Annotated in this window: 15 protein-coding genes; 7 read left to right on the top strand and 8 right to left on the bottom strand. The window is 69.6% G+C overall.

Annotation, left to right across the window (positions count from 1 at the left end; genetic code table 11):
• The first annotated feature begins 7 nt into the window (after positions 1 to 7).
• Entirely contained in the window at positions 8 to 976 is a 969-nt protein-coding gene (locus FHP08_RS09415) for a methylglyoxal synthase (protein ID WP_147704188.1), read from the top strand.
• A 35-nt stretch (positions 977 to 1,011) separates the two neighbouring features.
• On the opposite strand, the gene FHP08_RS09420 is transcribed toward FHP08_RS09415, so the two are convergent.
• The 3 genes from FHP08_RS09420 to FHP08_RS09430 are packed head-to-tail and all read right to left on the bottom strand — an operon-like array spanning position 1,012 to position 4,357.
• Positions 1,012 to 2,769 (bottom strand): cation:proton antiporter domain-containing protein, encoded by a 1,758-nt coding sequence (locus FHP08_RS09420; RefSeq protein WP_147704189.1) that lies wholly within the window; start codon positions 2,767 to 2,769, stop codon positions 1,012 to 1,014.
• A gap of 15 nt (positions 2,770 to 2,784) precedes the next feature.
• Positions 2,785 to 3,570: an SDR family NAD(P)-dependent oxidoreductase gene (locus FHP08_RS09425; RefSeq protein WP_147704190.1), complete on the bottom strand. Its 786-nt coding sequence runs from the start codon at positions 3,568 to 3,570 to the stop codon at positions 2,785 to 2,787.
• A gap of 19 nt (positions 3,571 to 3,589) precedes the next feature.
• Entirely contained in the window at positions 3,590 to 4,357 is a 768-nt protein-coding gene (locus FHP08_RS09430) for an HpcH/HpaI aldolase family protein (protein WP_147704191.1), read from the bottom strand.
• Positions 4,358 to 4,525: 168 nt separating this feature from the next.
• Between FHP08_RS09430 and FHP08_RS09435 the strand changes: the two genes are divergently transcribed.
• Positions 4,526 to 5,608: a malate/lactate/ureidoglycolate dehydrogenase gene (locus FHP08_RS09435; RefSeq protein ID WP_147704192.1), complete on the top strand. Its 1,083-nt coding sequence runs from the start codon at positions 4,526 to 4,528 to the stop codon at positions 5,606 to 5,608.
• Between the two features lie 7 nt (positions 5,609 to 5,615).
• Here the strand turns inward: FHP08_RS09435 and FHP08_RS09440 are convergent, their stop codons facing one another.
• Both FHP08_RS09440 and FHP08_RS09445 read right to left on the bottom strand, forming a co-directional pair.
• On the bottom strand, positions 5,616 to 5,984 hold the full coding sequence (locus FHP08_RS09440; RefSeq protein ID WP_147704193.1) for an HPF/RaiA family ribosome-associated protein: 369 nt from the start codon (positions 5,982 to 5,984) through the stop codon (positions 5,616 to 5,618).
• A 65-nt stretch (positions 5,985 to 6,049) separates the two neighbouring features.
• Positions 6,050 to 6,529 carry a ferritin family protein gene (locus FHP08_RS09445; RefSeq protein ID WP_147704194.1) on the bottom strand — a complete coding sequence of 160 codons (480 nt, stop codon included), beginning with the start codon at positions 6,527 to 6,529 and terminating at the stop codon, positions 6,050 to 6,052.
• 221 nt (positions 6,530 to 6,750) lie between these two features.
• Between FHP08_RS09445 and FHP08_RS09450 the strand changes: the two genes are divergently transcribed.
• The 5 genes from FHP08_RS09450 (at position 6,751) to araD (ending at position 12,852) form a co-directional block, all read left to right on the top strand.
• The gene (locus tag FHP08_RS09450) at positions 6,751 to 7,782 is read left to right on the top strand and encodes an ABC transporter ATP-binding protein (protein ID WP_407704013.1); all 1,032 of its coding nucleotides are present in this window, start codon (positions 6,751 to 6,753) and stop codon (positions 7,780 to 7,782) included.
• A 56-nt stretch (positions 7,783 to 7,838) separates the two neighbouring features.
• A complete protein-coding gene (locus FHP08_RS09455; RefSeq protein WP_147704196.1) occupies positions 7,839 to 9,158 on the top strand; it encodes an ABC transporter substrate-binding protein in 1,320 nt (439 codons plus the stop codon).
• Positions 9,159 to 9,248: 90 nt separating this feature from the next.
• Positions 9,249 to 10,151 (top strand): carbohydrate ABC transporter permease, encoded by a 903-nt coding sequence (locus FHP08_RS09460; protein WP_187272239.1) that lies wholly within the window; start codon positions 9,249 to 9,251, stop codon positions 10,149 to 10,151.
• A 75-nt stretch (positions 10,152 to 10,226) separates the two neighbouring features.
• A complete protein-coding gene (locus tag FHP08_RS09465; RefSeq protein WP_407704005.1) occupies positions 10,227 to 11,069 on the top strand; it encodes a carbohydrate ABC transporter permease in 843 nt (280 codons plus the stop codon).
• A gap of 49 nt (positions 11,070 to 11,118) precedes the next feature.
• Entirely contained in the window at positions 11,119 to 12,852 is a 1,734-nt protein-coding gene (araD, locus tag FHP08_RS09470) for an L-arabinonate dehydratase (RefSeq protein WP_147704198.1), read from the top strand.
• Positions 12,853 to 12,903: 51 nt separating this feature from the next.
• Here araD and FHP08_RS09475 read toward each other — a convergent pair whose 3' ends face one another.
• The 3 genes from FHP08_RS09475 to FHP08_RS09485 form a co-directional block, all read right to left on the bottom strand.
• Complete coding sequence (locus FHP08_RS09475) at positions 12,904 to 13,794, bottom strand: dienelactone hydrolase family protein (RefSeq protein WP_147704199.1); 891 nt, start codon at positions 13,792 to 13,794, stop codon at positions 12,904 to 12,906.
• Positions 13,795 to 13,899: 105 nt separating this feature from the next.
• A complete protein-coding gene (locus FHP08_RS09480) occupies positions 13,900 to 14,274 on the bottom strand; it encodes a hypothetical protein (RefSeq protein WP_147704200.1) in 375 nt (124 codons plus the stop codon).
• Between the two features lie 51 nt (positions 14,275 to 14,325).
• Entirely contained in the window at positions 14,326 to 14,529 is a 204-nt protein-coding gene (locus FHP08_RS09485) for a DUF1328 domain-containing protein (RefSeq protein ID WP_147704201.1), read from the bottom strand.
• Positions 14,530 to 14,533 lie beyond the last annotated feature (4 nt).

Genomic DNA, 14,533 nt, shown 5'->3' on the forward strand with positions numbered 1-14,533 from the left:
CCGCCCCATGTCATCCCCTCCGCCCACTCCCTCGCCCTGCTCCCGTCTCCCTTCCCGTTCCGATGCCCCTTGCCTGCGCATCGGCCTCGCCGCCAACCGCCTGCACCACGACGCGCCCGACGCCGCGCTTTTCCGGCTGATCCGCGAGATCGAACCGGCAGTCCGCGGCCCGCTTCGGCCCACCCTGCTCGCAGTCGGCCGCACCCATGACGCGATCCGCCGCGAAGGCCTGCTCGAGGGCTACCAGGGTCTGGTCCGCTACCCCTACGGCCGCGCGGGCGGACTGATGCGGCTGGTGTCGCGGGTCGTCGATCCCGATCCCGCCGGCGCGATCCACGCGGCGATCTACCTGATCGACCCGGTCGATCCGTCGTCGACCTTCCCCGAGGCGGTCGCGCTCAAGCGCCAGTGCATCATCCACGCCCGGCCCTTCCTGTCGACGCTGCTCGGTGCGCGCGAGTGGTTCGAACTGCGCGCGGTGGCCGCCGGCGCCGCGCCCAACCCGGCGCTCGACCCGGTCTTCGACTTCGGCTCGCAGGCGATCGCGCTGGTGGCCCACGACGCGCGCAAGGCCGAGATGATCGAGCTGGTCCGCGCGCACTTCGACTTCTTCGACCGATTCGCGATGCGGGTGGCCACCGGGACCACCGGAGGGCTGCTGAATGCCCTGGCCCGGGAACTGCGCCCGGAACGACAGGGCGACTGGGTCCGCGCGCTGAAGAGCGGGCCGCTGGGCGGCGACGCGCAGATCGCCGAGCTGCTGCTCGACGGCGCCTGCCAGCGGGTGCTGTTCCTGGAAGATCCGCACGTGGCGCGCCAGCACGAGGCCGACATCCAGCTGCTCGAGCGCGCCGCGCGCACCGTCACCGATCAGGTGGCCTGCTACGGCGACCTGGTCACCGCGCAGGCCTGGATCGCCGACGTCGGCGCGCGCGAAGCGGCGCGTCGGAGCAGGCCGGCGAAACCGCCGCGCTGAGGCCGCCCCACGAGCGCCCGCGACCAAGCCCCGGTTCAGTCCGCCTCGCGGCGCGCGCCGCCGGCGCTCCACGAGGCTTGGCGACGCCCGCGCTCCAGCTCGACCAGCCGCGCGACCGCCTCCTCGGGCAGGCCGGCCGTGTCGAGGACCCGGGCCCCGAGCTGCAACGCCGACTCCAGCGTCTCGGGCACCACGACGGACGCGCCCGCCCGGCGCAGCTCGGCAGCGTGCACCTCGTCGCGGGCCCGCGCCAGCACCGGCAGGGCCGGCCACTCCTGCCGCAGCGCGGCCAGCGCGTGCAGCGCCGCGGCCGGCTGGTCCATCGTGAGGACCACCACGCGCGCGGATTCCATGCCGAGCCTGCGCAGCAGTTCCGCACGGCCGGCATCGCCCACGAAAACCGGCAGGCCTTTCGAGTGGAAGCGCGCCGCCGTGGCTGGCCGGTCGTCGATCGCCACCCAGGCGATGCCCTGCGCGTCGAGCAGCCCCGACATCAGCTGTCCGACCCGGCCATAGCCGGCGATCACGACGTGACCTTCCAGCCCGCGCGGCAACTCGATCTCGCCGGCCGCAGGCGTCGTCCGGGCCCGCTCGATCTGCTCGCCCAGCGCCCGGCCCAGCGCCGCGAACAGCGGCGTGACGAACAGCGACAGGCCGATCAGCAGCATCAGCGAGGCCGCGAGCTGCGCATCGAGCAGCTTCGAGGCCAGCGCCGCGCCGATCACGATGAAGGCGAACTCGCCGCCCTGTCCCAGCAGCAGCCCGGCCTCGACGCTGCGGCCGGTGGCCAGCCCGAACGCGCGGGCCAGCGCCGCGACCACCAGCGACTTCAGTGCGAACAGGCCAACCAGCGCCGCCAGCAGCCAGCCCGGGCTGCGCAGGATGGCGGCCGGGTCGATGCCCATGCCCACCGACATGAAGAAGAGCCCCATCAGCAGCCCGCGGAAAGGCTCGATCGTGACCTCGACCTCGTGCCGGAACTCGGTCTCCGCCAGCAAGAGCCCGGCGAGAAAGGCGCCCAGCGCCATCGACAGTCCGGCGGCGAAGGTCAGCGACGCGATGCCCAGCGAGCTGAGCAGCGTCAGCGCCATGAAGGTGTCGGCCTGCCGGGAGGCGGCGAACCAGCGGAACAGCGGCCGGATCACCCGCCGGCCGAGCAGGTAGATGAACGCGATCGCCGCGGCTGCCTTCAGCAGCGCGATGGCCACCGACAGCGTCACGCCGCCCCCGCCCGGACTGCCCAGGGTCCCGACCAGGATCAGCACCGGCACCACGGCCAGGTCCTGCATCAGCAGGATCGAGAACACCGAGCGCCCGGTCGGCGTGCCGAGCTCGTGCCGGCTGCTGAGCAACTGCATCACCACCGCGGTGGAGGAAAAGGCCAGGATGAGCCCGATCAGCAGCGCGGTGTCGGCCGCGTGGCCGAAGCGGGCCGCGATCAGACCGACCACGACCGCGGTCACCACGATCTGCAGCGTGCCCGCGCCGAAGACCCAGCGACGCATCGCCCACAGGCGCTCGGTGGAGAGTTCCAGGCCGATCGAGAACATCAGGAACATCACGCCGATCTCGGCCAGCGCCGCCACGCCCGGCCCGCCCGAGAACGAGAGCCAGGAGAGCCAGGGCAGGTCGGCCGCGAAGCGGCCCAGCCCGAAGGGCCCGACGACCAGGCCCACGACCAGGAAGCCGAGAACGTTGCTGATCCGGAAGCGCTGCAGCAGCGGGATCAGGATCCCGGCCAGCGCGAGGAACAGCAGCGCCTCGCGCAGGTGGGGAATGCCCGACTCGTGCATCGCGGTGCGCCGCGCTCAGATCACCGAGGCCGCGCAGCCGTCCATCGGCACGATCGCACCCGATACGTACGAGGCGCGCGGCGAGGCCAGGAACAGCGCCACGTCCGCGATCTCCTCGGGCTCGGCCATGCGGCCGAGCGGGATCTTCGCGATCGACTTCGCCAGCAGCGCATCGCGGCTCGCACCGGTGGCGCGCGACTCGGCCTCCAGACCCTCCTCGACCCGCGAAGTCCGGGTGAGGCCGGGGTTGATCGCGTTGACCCGCACGCCCTTGGCCGCCCAGGCCTGGGCCATGCCGACCGTGGCCAGCATCAGCGCCGCGTTGGCCGATCCGCCGGCGATGTGCATCGTGCTGGCCTGCCGGCCGCCCTGGCCGACGATGTTCACGATCGCGCCGCGGCCGCGCGCGGCCATCCGCTTCGCGACCGGCTCCATCATGTGGACCGTGGTGAAGTACTTGGCGTCCATCGCCTGCCTGAAGGCGGCGGCATCGAGCTCGTCGGGGCCGTAGCGCCGCGCCGCGCCGGCCGAGTTGACCAGCACTTCGATCGGGCCGATCGTGGCCTCGATCTCGCCCACCGCCGCGAGCGCGGCATCGGCGTCGCGCAGGTCGGCCGCCACCACCGCCATGGCCAGCCCCTCGGCGGCCAGCCGCTCGCGCGCCCGCTCGAGCGCTTCGGCCGAGCGGGACACGCCCACGACGGTGGCGCCCTCGCGGGCGAAGGCCTTCGCGCAGGCGAAGCCGATCCCCTTGCTGGCGCCGGTCACGACGACGACGCGCTTGTCGAGCTCGAGTTGCATGGCCCGGATCCGCTCGCCGTCAGGCCTTGAAGCGCTGGGCCAGCGCCTCGGCGCCGCGCGCCAGCACGCCCACGTCGGCGCCCACCGCCACGAACAGCGCGCCGCAGTCGAGCCAGCGCCGGGCCAGCGACTCGACCGGCGTGAGCACGCCAGGCGCCTTGCCGGCGGCGCGAATCCGGCGGATCGCGTCGTCGATGAGGGGCAGGACATCCGGATTGCCGGTCTCGCCGGTGTAGCCCAGCGAGGCGTGCAGGTCGGCCGGCCCGATGAACACGCCGTCCACGCCGTCGACCGCGCAGATCGCCTCGATCTCGTCGAGGCCCCGCTTCGTTTCCACCTGCACCAGCACGCAGAGCTCGCGCTCGACGTGCTTCGTGTAGTCGCGCACCCGGCCGAAGCGCGTGGCCCGGGTGGTGCCGCCCACGCCGCGAACCCCCTTGGGCGGATAACGGGTGTAGGAGACCGCCGCGCGCGCCTCCTCGGCGGTGGACACGAAGGGGATCAGCACCGTCTGCACGCCGGCGTCGAGGTAGCGCTTCAGGATGACCTGGTCGCTCCAGGGCACGCGCACGATCGCCGAGGTCTGCGGATAGCCCGCTGCCGCCTGCAGCTGCGAGAACACCGACTCGAGGTCGTTGGGCGAGTGCTCGGTGTCGAGCAGGATCCAGTCGAAACCTGCCCCCGCGATCACCTCCACCGTGTAGTTCGACGGGATGCTGGACCACAGGCCGATCTGCGGCCGGCCGGCGGCGATCGCGTGCTTGAAGGCGTTCACGGGCAGTTCCAATCGGGGCTCCTTTCGTTCTGGTTCTGGTTCTGGTTCTGGTTCCGGCGCCGATCCGTACCGGTTCGTTCCGGGATCGCGCTCGATTGTACCGAGCCGCCCTCGGGGCCCGGCCACCGCGCAGTAAACTGCAGACCCATTGGCCACGGTGGCCGGAAGGAGACGACAGGCATGGCGGAATACATCACGATCGAATCGCAGGCCCTCACGCGCGCCATCGCCGCCATCGTGTCGGCCGGCGGCAGCTCGGGTGGGGAGGCGCAACAGGTCGCCGAGAGCCTGGTCGGCGCCAACCTGACCGGCCACGACTCGCACGGCGTGGGCATGATCCCGCGCTACGTCGAGTCGCTCCTCGAGGGCGGCCTGCTGGTCGACCGCCAGCCCAGCGTGAAGATGGACTCGGGCGTGCTGCTCGCGCTCGACGGCGAGCGCGGCTATGGCCAGACGATCGGAAAGGCCGCGATGGCCATGGGCATCGCGCGCGCGCGCCAGCACGGCGCCTGCATCATGACCCTGGCCAACGCCCATCACCTGGGCCGGATCGGTCAGTGGGCCGAGCAGGCCACCGCCGAGGGGCTGGTGTCCCTGCATTTCGTCAACGTGATGACCCGCCCGAGCGTGGCGCCCTTCGGCGGCTCCGATGCGCGTTTCGGCACGAACCCCTGCTGCATCGGCGTGCCGCTCGACGGCCAGCCGCCGATGATCCTCGATTTCGCCACCAGTGCGGTCGCGCAGGGCAAGATGCGCGTGGCGCACAACAAGGGCGAGAAGGTCCCGCCCGGCCGGCTGATCGACGACAAGGGCCAGCCGACCGACGACCCGCGCTACGTCGTGATCCCGCCCTGGGGCGCGCTGCTGCCCTTCGGCGAGCACAAGGGCTCCGGGCTCGCGGTGGTCTGCGAACTGCTGGGCGGCGCGCTGACCGGCGGCGGCACCTGGCACACGCCGCACGACGGCAGCCGCCGCGTTTACAACGGCATGCTGACCATCCTGATCGACCCGTCCCGGGCCGGCGGCGGCGGCGAGTCGTTCACCAGCGAGAGCCTGGCCTTCGTGGAATCCCTGCGGCAATCGCCGCCCTCGCCCGGCGTGGACAAGGTCCGGATCGCCGGCGAGCCCGAGCGCGAGACCCGCGCGAAGCGCCTGGCCGAGGGCATTCCGGTCGACGGCACCACCTGGGAGGAGATCCTGGTGGCCGGCGAGAAAGTGGGGGTGGCGCGCGCCAGCACGGCGCGCGCGGCAGGACTGGCCTGAGCCTGCCTCAGACTTCCGGCGCTTCGGGGGCTTCGGCCATCGGGGCCTGGCCCGGGTGGCGGACCTCGGCCTGCTTGCGCCTCACGTGATCCTCGACCTGGCGACGCGCCGCCAGGAAGGCGTCGCGAACCGCGACGTTGGCGTCCTCGTTGCGGACGTGATTCACGACCAGGTTCGCGCCGGGGACCGAGACGTCCACCGTCACCGCGAACTGCTCGCCCTGCTGGCTGTGGTTGTGCGGCTTGTCGACCACGACCCGGCATCCGGTCATGTTCGGATGGAACTGCTCGAGCTTGGCGGCCTTCTCCCGGATCAGGGTCTCGAGCGCGGGGGAAACGGGCATGTCGTGAAAGCTGATCTGAAGCGGAATTTTCATCGTCGGGCTTCTTCCTTGGTGAAGTCTGGCGTTCGATCGCGCGGACTGCGGCCGGCCCGCCATCCCTAGAGCTTACATCGCAGCGAGGCGACGGCCTCCTCCAGCACCCTCAGGTGCCGGGTTTCCGCCAGCGCGAGCGCCAGCGCGCGGACCTTCACCGCGTCGTCGGGCGCTCGCGCGGCCAGCTGCTCGAAGGCCGCCCGCAACCGGCGCTCCTGCCTGAGCGCGTCCTCGAGCGCGCGCGCGACCCTGCCCGCCTGACGCGCGGCGGCGCCGGCAGGCCCGGCTGCGTCGGATCCCGGCTCGTCGGACTCCGCGCCGGCATCGACGATCCGGAGCAGCTCCTCGCCCTCGATCATCGGCAACTCGCGGGCGAGCTGCTCGGCGTGCTGCTGTTCGCTGGCGTTGACCCGCGCGAGCGTGGCCGCGAGGCTGCTGTCGATCCGCCCCGAGTCGAGCGCGAGCGCCCGCCAGCGCGCCGCGGCACGCTGGCGCTGCTCGAGCGCGCTCGCGAGGGCGTTCGATGCGCTGGGAACGGGTTTCATCGAGGAACGAACGAGGAAAAGCCTGGGCATTCCGACTGTGCACGCCAGTGCGCGGCGACCCGTTGACCCGCGTCAAGCGGTTTCCACATCTGCACGTCGCGGCTACGATGCTGTAAAGTCCGAAAACAATCCGCAAGACTCCGGCCGGCATCGATCCGCTCGGGGCATAACGAGAACGGTTCATCAGGAGACTCTGCTTGGCATCCGTCAGCATCGAAGGCGTGCAGAAATCATTCGGCGCCACCAAGGTCATCCACGGCGTCGACATCTCCATCTCCGACAGTGAGTTCTGCGTGCTGGTGGGGCCCTCCGGCTGCGGCAAGTCCACGCTGCTGCGCATGATCGCGGGACTCGAGGAAATCTCCGCCGGCCAGATCCGGATCGGCGACCGGGTGGTCAACAACGTCCAGCCCAAAGAGCGCGACATCGCGATGGTGTTCCAGAACTACGCGCTCTACCCGCACATGAAGGTCCGCGACAACATGGCCTTCTCGCTCAAGCTGGCCAAGCGCCCGCAGGCCGAGATCGACCAGCGGGTCAACGAGGCCGCGGGCATCCTGGGCCTCACCCCGTACCTCGACCGCTACCCGCGCCAGCTCTCCGGCGGCCAGCGCCAACGGGTGGCCATGGGCCGGGCCATCGTCCGCAAGCCCCAGGTGTTCCTGTTCGACGAGCCGCTGTCGAACCTCGACGCCAAGCTGCGGGTGCAGATGCGCACCGAGATCAAGGAGCTGCATCAGCGGCTCAAGACCACGTCCATCTACGTCACGCACGACCAGATCGAGGCCATGACCATGGCCGACAAGATCGTCGTCATGCACGACGGCATCGTCGAGCAGTTCGGCGCCCCGCTCGAGCTCTACGACCATCCGGCCAATACCTTCGTGGCCACCTTCATCGGCTCGCCGGCCATGAACATGCTCGGCGGCACGATCGGCGCCGACGGCGCGAGCGTCGAGCTGGCCGGCGGCACCCGCGTGCCCACGCCCGGGCTGAAGGCCGACCCGGGCCGCAAGGTCGTGTTCGGCATCCGCCCCGAGCACCTGACGCTCGGCGGCGCCGGCATCCCCACCGAGGTGGTCGTGATCGAGCCCACCGGCGCCGATACGCAGGTGTTCACCAAGTGCGCGTCGGGCGAGCTCACCGCGGTGTTCCGCGAGCGTCACGATTTCCACCCGGGTTCGAAGATCTTCCTCGAGCCCTCGCCCGAGGCGATTCACGTGTTCGACGCAGCAAGCGGCAAGCGGCTCTAGCGGACTGGTCCGCGGATCGCAGCCGACACCCACCCGCAACAGACGGAGGAGACACCATGACACAACGCCGCGACTTCCTGAAAACCACCGCCGGGGTTGCCGCAGGCACGGCGGTTGCCGCGCCCGCGCTCTGGATCCCCAGCGCCCATGCGCAATGGGCCGGCAAGCCCGAGCCGGGCGCCAAACTGCGCGTGCTGCGCTGGAGCCGCTTCGTGCAGGGCGACATCGACCAGTACATGGCGAACGTCAAGAAATTCACCGAGCAGACCGGCGTCGAAGTCCGCGTGGACAACGAGGGCTGGGAAGACGTCCGCCCCAAGGCGGCGGTGGCCGCGAACACCGGCGCCGGCCCCGACATCATCCTGTCGACCAACGACGACGCCAACCTCTACCCCGAGAAGCTGGTCGACGTGACCGACCTGGCCGATTACCTCGGCAAGAAGTACGGCGGCTGGTACCCGGTCTGCGAGCAGTACCTGCGCCCCGACGGCAGGAACTGGATCGGCATCCCGCTGGGCGCGGCAGGCAACTGCATGGTCTATCGCACCAGCCACATGAAGGCGGCCGGCTTCGACAGCTTCCCGAAGGACACGGACGGCTTCCTGAAGCTGTGCAAGGCGCTCAAGGACAAGGGCACGCCTGCCGGCTTCGCGCTGGGCAACGCCACCGGCGACGGCAACACCTGGTGCCATTGGCTCCTGTGGGCCTTCGGCGGCAGCCTGGTCGACAAGGACAACAAGGTCGTCATCAACAGCCCCGAGACGATCAAGGCGCTGGAATACATCCGCGAGCTGTACCCCACCTTCGCCCCGGGAACCCTGGCCTGGCTCGACCCGAACAACAACAAGGCCTTCCTCGACGGCCAGATCAGCCTGACCTGCAACGGCATCTCGGTCTACTACGCGGCCAAGACCTCGAACGATCCGAAGCTCAAGGAGATGGCGGCCGACATCAACCACGCCAACATGCCGATCGGACCGGCGGGCCAGCCCACCGAGTTCAACCTCTTCTTCAACCAGATGATCTTCAAGCACACGAAGTTCCCGAACGCCGCGAAGGAGTTCATCCGGTTCATGATGGAAGAAGAGCAGTACGGCCCGTGGATGCAGGCGGCGATCGGCTACGTGTCGCACCCGCTCGACGCGTACTCGAAGAACCCGATCTGGACGGTCGACGCCAAGCACACGCCCTACCGCGACGCGGTCAAGATCATGCGGCCGGGCGGCTGGCCGGGCAAGCTCGGCTACGCGTCGGCAGGCGCGATGGCCGACTTCATCGTGGTCAACATGATGGCCGAGGCCGCGTCGGGCCAGCGTTCGCCCAAGGAAGCCGCCGAGCGCGCCCAGAAGCGCGCCGAGCGCTACTACAAGGTCTGATCGGGCCGAGCTGACCCCGGTCGCGGCGCCGCCCCTTCGAGGGGGGTGCCGCGACCGTCAATTCTCTTCAAACCTACCGGGCGGATCGTCGTGCTTGCCAGGATCCAGAACAATCGCAACGCGCTGGGCATCCTGTTCATGGTGCCGGCTGCCCTGCTGCTGCTCGTCTTTCTCACCTATCCGCTGGGGCTCGGCGTCTGGCTGGGCTTCACCGACACGAAGATCGGCCGGGGCGGAGAATTCATCGGGCTCGAGAACTACGCGTTCCTGTTCGGCGACAGCGTGGCGCGGCTCTCGCTGTTCAACACGCTCTTCTACACGATCGTCGCCAGCATCCTGAAGTTCGTGCTGGGCCTGTGGCTGGCCCTGCTGCTGAACAAGCACCTGCCCTTCAAGAGTTTCTTCCGGGCGGTGATCCTGCTGCCCTGGATCGTGCCCACCGCACTGTCGGCCATCGCCTTCTGGTGGATCTACGACTCGCAGTTCTCGGTGATCAGCTGGGTGCTGACGCGCCTCGGGCTGATCGACGAGTACGTCAACTTCCTCGGCGACCCGTGGGCGGCGCGCTTCTCCACGATCGCGGCAAACGTCTGGCGCGGCATTCCCTTCGTGGCGATCTCGCTGCTGGCCGGCCTGCAGACGATCTCGCCGAGCCTGTACGAGGCCGCCGCCATCGATGGCGCCACACCCTGGCAGCAGTTCCGCAGCATCACGCTCCCGATGCTCACGCCGATCATCGCGGTCGTGATGACCTTCTCGGTACTGTTCACCTTCACCGACTTCCAGCTGATCTACGTGCTCACCCGCGGCGGCCCGCTCAACGCCACGCACCTGATGGCCACGCTGTCCTTCCAGCGCGCCATCCCGGGCGGCGCGCTGGGCGAGGGCGCGGCGCTGGCGATCTCGATGGTGCCCTTCCTCCTCGCGGCGATCCTGTTCAGCTACTTCGGCCTGCAGCGCCGCGCCTGGCAGCAGGGCGGCACCGACCGCTGAGCCGACACCGTCGACCACCAGAACCAACGAAACGCGCAGAGAGCTCACATGGCGGAACAGAAGGAAAGCGTCGGAATGGATTTCCTGCAGTCGATGCCCCGTCGCTGGGTCACCGTCTACATGCCGCTCGGCATCTTCGTCTTCGTGCTGCTCTTCCCCTTCTACTGGATGGGGATGACCTCGTTCAAGCCGAACGCCGAATTGCTTGATCGCGACGGCAACCCGTTCTGGCTGTCCAGCCCCACGCTGGATCACTTCCGCAAGCTGCTGTTCGAGACGCCCTACCCCGAGTGGCTGCTCAACACGATGATCGTGTCGGTGGTGTCCACCTTCTTCTCGCTGTTCGCCTCGGTGCTCGCGGCCTACGCGATCGAGCGCCTGCGCTTCCAGGGCGCCCGGCCTGCGGGCCTGGCGATCTTCTTCGCCTACCTCGTGCCGCCCAGCATCCTGTTCATCCCGCTGGCGGCCATCGTGTTCAACCTGGGCCTGTTCGACACGCGCTGGGCGCTGATCCTCACCTACCCGACCTTCCTGATCCCGTTCTGCACCTGGCTGCTGATGGGCTACTTCCGCTCCATCCCCTACGAGCTCGAGGAATGCGCGCTGATCGACGGCGCGACCCGCTGGGAGATCCTCGTCAAGATCATCCTGCCGCTGGCGGTGCCGGGCCTGATCTCGGCCGGCATCTTCGCCTTCACCCTGTCCTGGAACGAGTTCATCTATGCGCTGACCTTCGTGTCCTCGTCGGAGGTCAAGACGGTGCCGGTGGGCGTGATCACGGAACTGGTCGAGGGTGACGTTTACCATTGGGGCTCGCTGATGGCCGGCGCACTGCTCGGGTCGCTGCCGGTGGCGGTGATCTACTCCTTCTTCGTCGAGTATTACGTCTCCGGCATGACCGGCGCAGTCAAGGAGTGACACGGCGGCGCGGCGACTCCCAAGAGAACCGACGAGAAAGGATTCCCCGATGGCCGACCGCCCCCGCCGAAAACCCGAAGACCTCCGCAGCCACCGCTGGTACGGCGTCGACACGCTGCGCGCCTTCGGCCATCGTTCGCGCACGCTGCAGATCGGCTACGACCGGCGCGAGTTCGCCGGCAAGCCGGTGATCGCGATCGTGAACACCTGGAGCGACATCAATCCCTGCCACGCGCACTTCCGCACCCGCGCCGAGGAGGTCAAGCGGGGGATCTGGCAGGCGGGCGGCTTTCCCGTGGAGATCCCGGCCCTCACGTTGTCGGAGAACTTCCAGAAGCCGACCACGATGATGTATCGCAACCTGCTGGCCATGGAGACCGAGGAGATCCTGCGCTCCTACCCGGCCGACGGCTGCGTGCTGCTGGGCGGCTGCGACAAGACGGTGCCCGCGCTGCTGATGGGCGCGATCAGCATGGATCTGCCCACGATCTTCATGCCGGCGGGCCCGATGCTGCGCGGCAACTGGCGCGGCCAGCAGCTGGGCTCGGGCAGCGACGTCTGGAAGTACCACTCCGAGCTGCGCGCCGGCAACATCACGCAGGATGACTGGCACGAGATCGAGGAAGGCATCGCGCGCTCCTTCGGCACCTGCATGACCTTCGGCACCGCCTCCACGATGGCCACGATCGCCGAGGTGCTGGGCTTCATCCTGCCCGGCGGCGCCACGATCCCGTCGGCCGACTCCAACCACCCGCGGCTGGCCTCGAACTCGGGCCGGCGCATCGTGGAGATGGTCTGGGAAGACCTCAAGCCCTCGGACATCCTGAGCCGCAAGAGCTTCGAGAACGCGATCACGGTGATGATGGCCGGCGGCGGCTCGACCAACGCGGTGGTGCACATCGTGGCCATGGCACGGCGCGCCGGCATCGACATCGGCCTCGACGACTTCGACCGCCTGTCCAGGACCACGCCGGTCACGCTGAACCTGCGGCCCTCGGGCAAGTACCTGATGGAGGACATGTTCTACGCGGGCGGCTCGCGCGCCTTTTTCGAGGCGCTCGGCGACCTGCTCCACCGCGACACGCCCGCCTGCACCGGCCGCACGCTGGGCGAAGAGATCGCCGGCGCGCCGATCCACCTCCCCGACGTGATCCTGACCCGCGACGCCCCGCTCGAACCCGAAGGCGGCGTGGCCATCCTGCGCGGCAACCTGGCGCCCGACGGCGCGGTGATCAAGACCTCTGCGGCCACGCCGGCGCTGCTCCAGCACACCGGCCGGGCGATCGTGTTCGACGACTACAACGCGCTCGAACGCCGCCTCGACGATCCGGCGCTCGACGTCGACGAGACCTGCATCCTGGTGCTGCGCAATTCGGGCCCGCAGGGCGGCCCGGGCATGCCGGAGTGGGGCATGATGCCGCTGCCCAGGAAACTGCTGCAGAAGGGCGTGCGCGACATGATCCGCCTCTCCGACGCGCGGATGAGCGGCACCAGCTACGGCACCGTGGTGCTGCACGTGGCGCCGGAGTCGTACGTCGGCGGCCCGCTGGCGCTGGTGCGCGAGGGCGACATGATCACGCTCGACGTGCCGAACCGGGTGCTGCGCCTCGAGGTCGACGAGGCTGAACTCGAGCGCCGGCGCTCGGCCTGGAAACGCCCGGAGCGCCGCTTCGAGCGCGGCTACGGCGAGCTGTTCTCGCAGCACGTGCAGCAGGCCGACCTGGGCTGCGACTTCGACTTCCTGGCCAAGCCGGGGCGCAACCCCGAACCCGAGATCCATTGAGCCAGGGCCGACCACGCGTTCCCCGGCGCAGGCCCCGGGGAACGCGCGTTCCTACGTCAGGCGCTGGCGGAAGAAGCCCAGGGTCCGCTCCCAGGACAGCTTCGCCGCCGCCTCGTCGTGGCGCGGCGTGGAGTCGTTGTGGAAGCCGTGCTGGGTGCCGGCGTACACATGCGCCTCGAAGGGCACGCCGGCGTCCTGCAGGGCGGCCTCGAAGGCCGGCCGCATCGCGTTGATCCGCTCGTCCTTATCGGCGTAGTGGATCAGGAGCGGCGCCTTGATCTTCGGCACGCTCGCGGTTTCGGCGGCCGCCCCGTAGTAGGGCGCGCCGGCCTGCATGTCGGCGCCCATGACCGTGGCCAGCCAGTTCGTCGTGCCGCCGCCCCAGCAGAATCCGGTCACGGCCAGCCTGCCGCTCGAAAGCGCGTGCGCCTTCACGAAGCGGGCGCCGTTCAGCATGTCGGTGCGCAGCTTCTGCTGGTCGAGCTTCGCCTGCATCGCACGGCCGTCGTCGTCGTTGCCCGGGTAGCCGCCGAGCGAAGACAGGCCGTCGGGCGCGAGCGCGAGGAAGCCCTCGACCGCCAGGCGGCGGGCGACGTCCTCGATGTAGGGATTGAGCCCGCGGTTCTCGTGGATCACCAGCACGGCCGGAAACGACCCCTGCCCCGCCGGCTGGACCAGGTAGCCACGCATGTTCTCCCCGTTGCCGCCGGGCGACGGGTAGCTCACGTACCGTGCCTTGATCCGCGCGTCGGTGAACGAGATCGTCTGCGCCGCCGCGTAGTCTGGCAGCAGAGCCTGCGCCATGGCGAGCCCGCCCACCGTGACCGCAGCCGACCTCGCCAGGAAGGTGCGTCGGTCAATGCCGCCGTGGCAGTACTCGTCGTAGAGATCGAAGACGCGCAGGTCGATCTCGAGCTGCGTCAGCGCTTGCGGTGCGTTCATCGCCGTCCTCCGTTACGGTACCCCCGCGAAAGATCACCCGAACGATGGATGGTCACCCGAAGCGAGGGGGACTTTCAAGGGCGTCGCGGTTCAACGGCATCGCGGTCATCTCGTCGCGCCGGCCTTCAGGGAGTCGCTCGAGTGGTTGTTGCCGTGCCCGGCCAGCGGCATCTTGCTCTCCTCCTCGGCCTCCGAGAGCGTCGACGCCGGCTGCGTCGCAGGGGAATCCTCGCCCGCGTCCGCAGGCGCCGGAGCCTGGCCGGCTGCACTCGCGGGCGGCACCGGATAGACGGTGCCGGTCGGGCCAGGCACCGGCTGGTCACCCGATTTCGCGATGGGGGCGGCGCCCGAATCGTTCGAAGACGCAGTGCCTTGCGGTTCGGGCGGCGTAGCCTCCGGCTGACGGTCGCAGGCAGCGAGCGCCAGCGGCAAGGCCATCGCTGCCAAGGTATGTCGAATTCTCATGGTCTTGTCCTCCATTTCGGCCACCGGCCGGGCGGGGCGACGAGCGCCGCGCGCCCGAGCCGGCAATCAGTCGTTTCGTGCCTTCCCGTAGCGTTCCACGCCGGTCGTCCGCCCCACCGGACGAGCCAGGATCAGGCTGACGACAGCGAAGAAGAGGAACAGGAAGAACATCGGCCTTGCGACGCTGGCCGCGCCGGCGAGGATGCCGCCGAAACCCGCGGTCAGTGCGACGATCGCCAGGACGAAGAAGACGACAGAGCATCGGGGCATCCGC

Origin of the sequence: Zeimonas arvi (genome assembly GCF_008039575.1) — a bacterium.
Taxonomy (GTDB): domain Bacteria; phylum Pseudomonadota; class Gammaproteobacteria; order Burkholderiales; family Burkholderiaceae_E; genus Zeimonas; species Zeimonas arvi.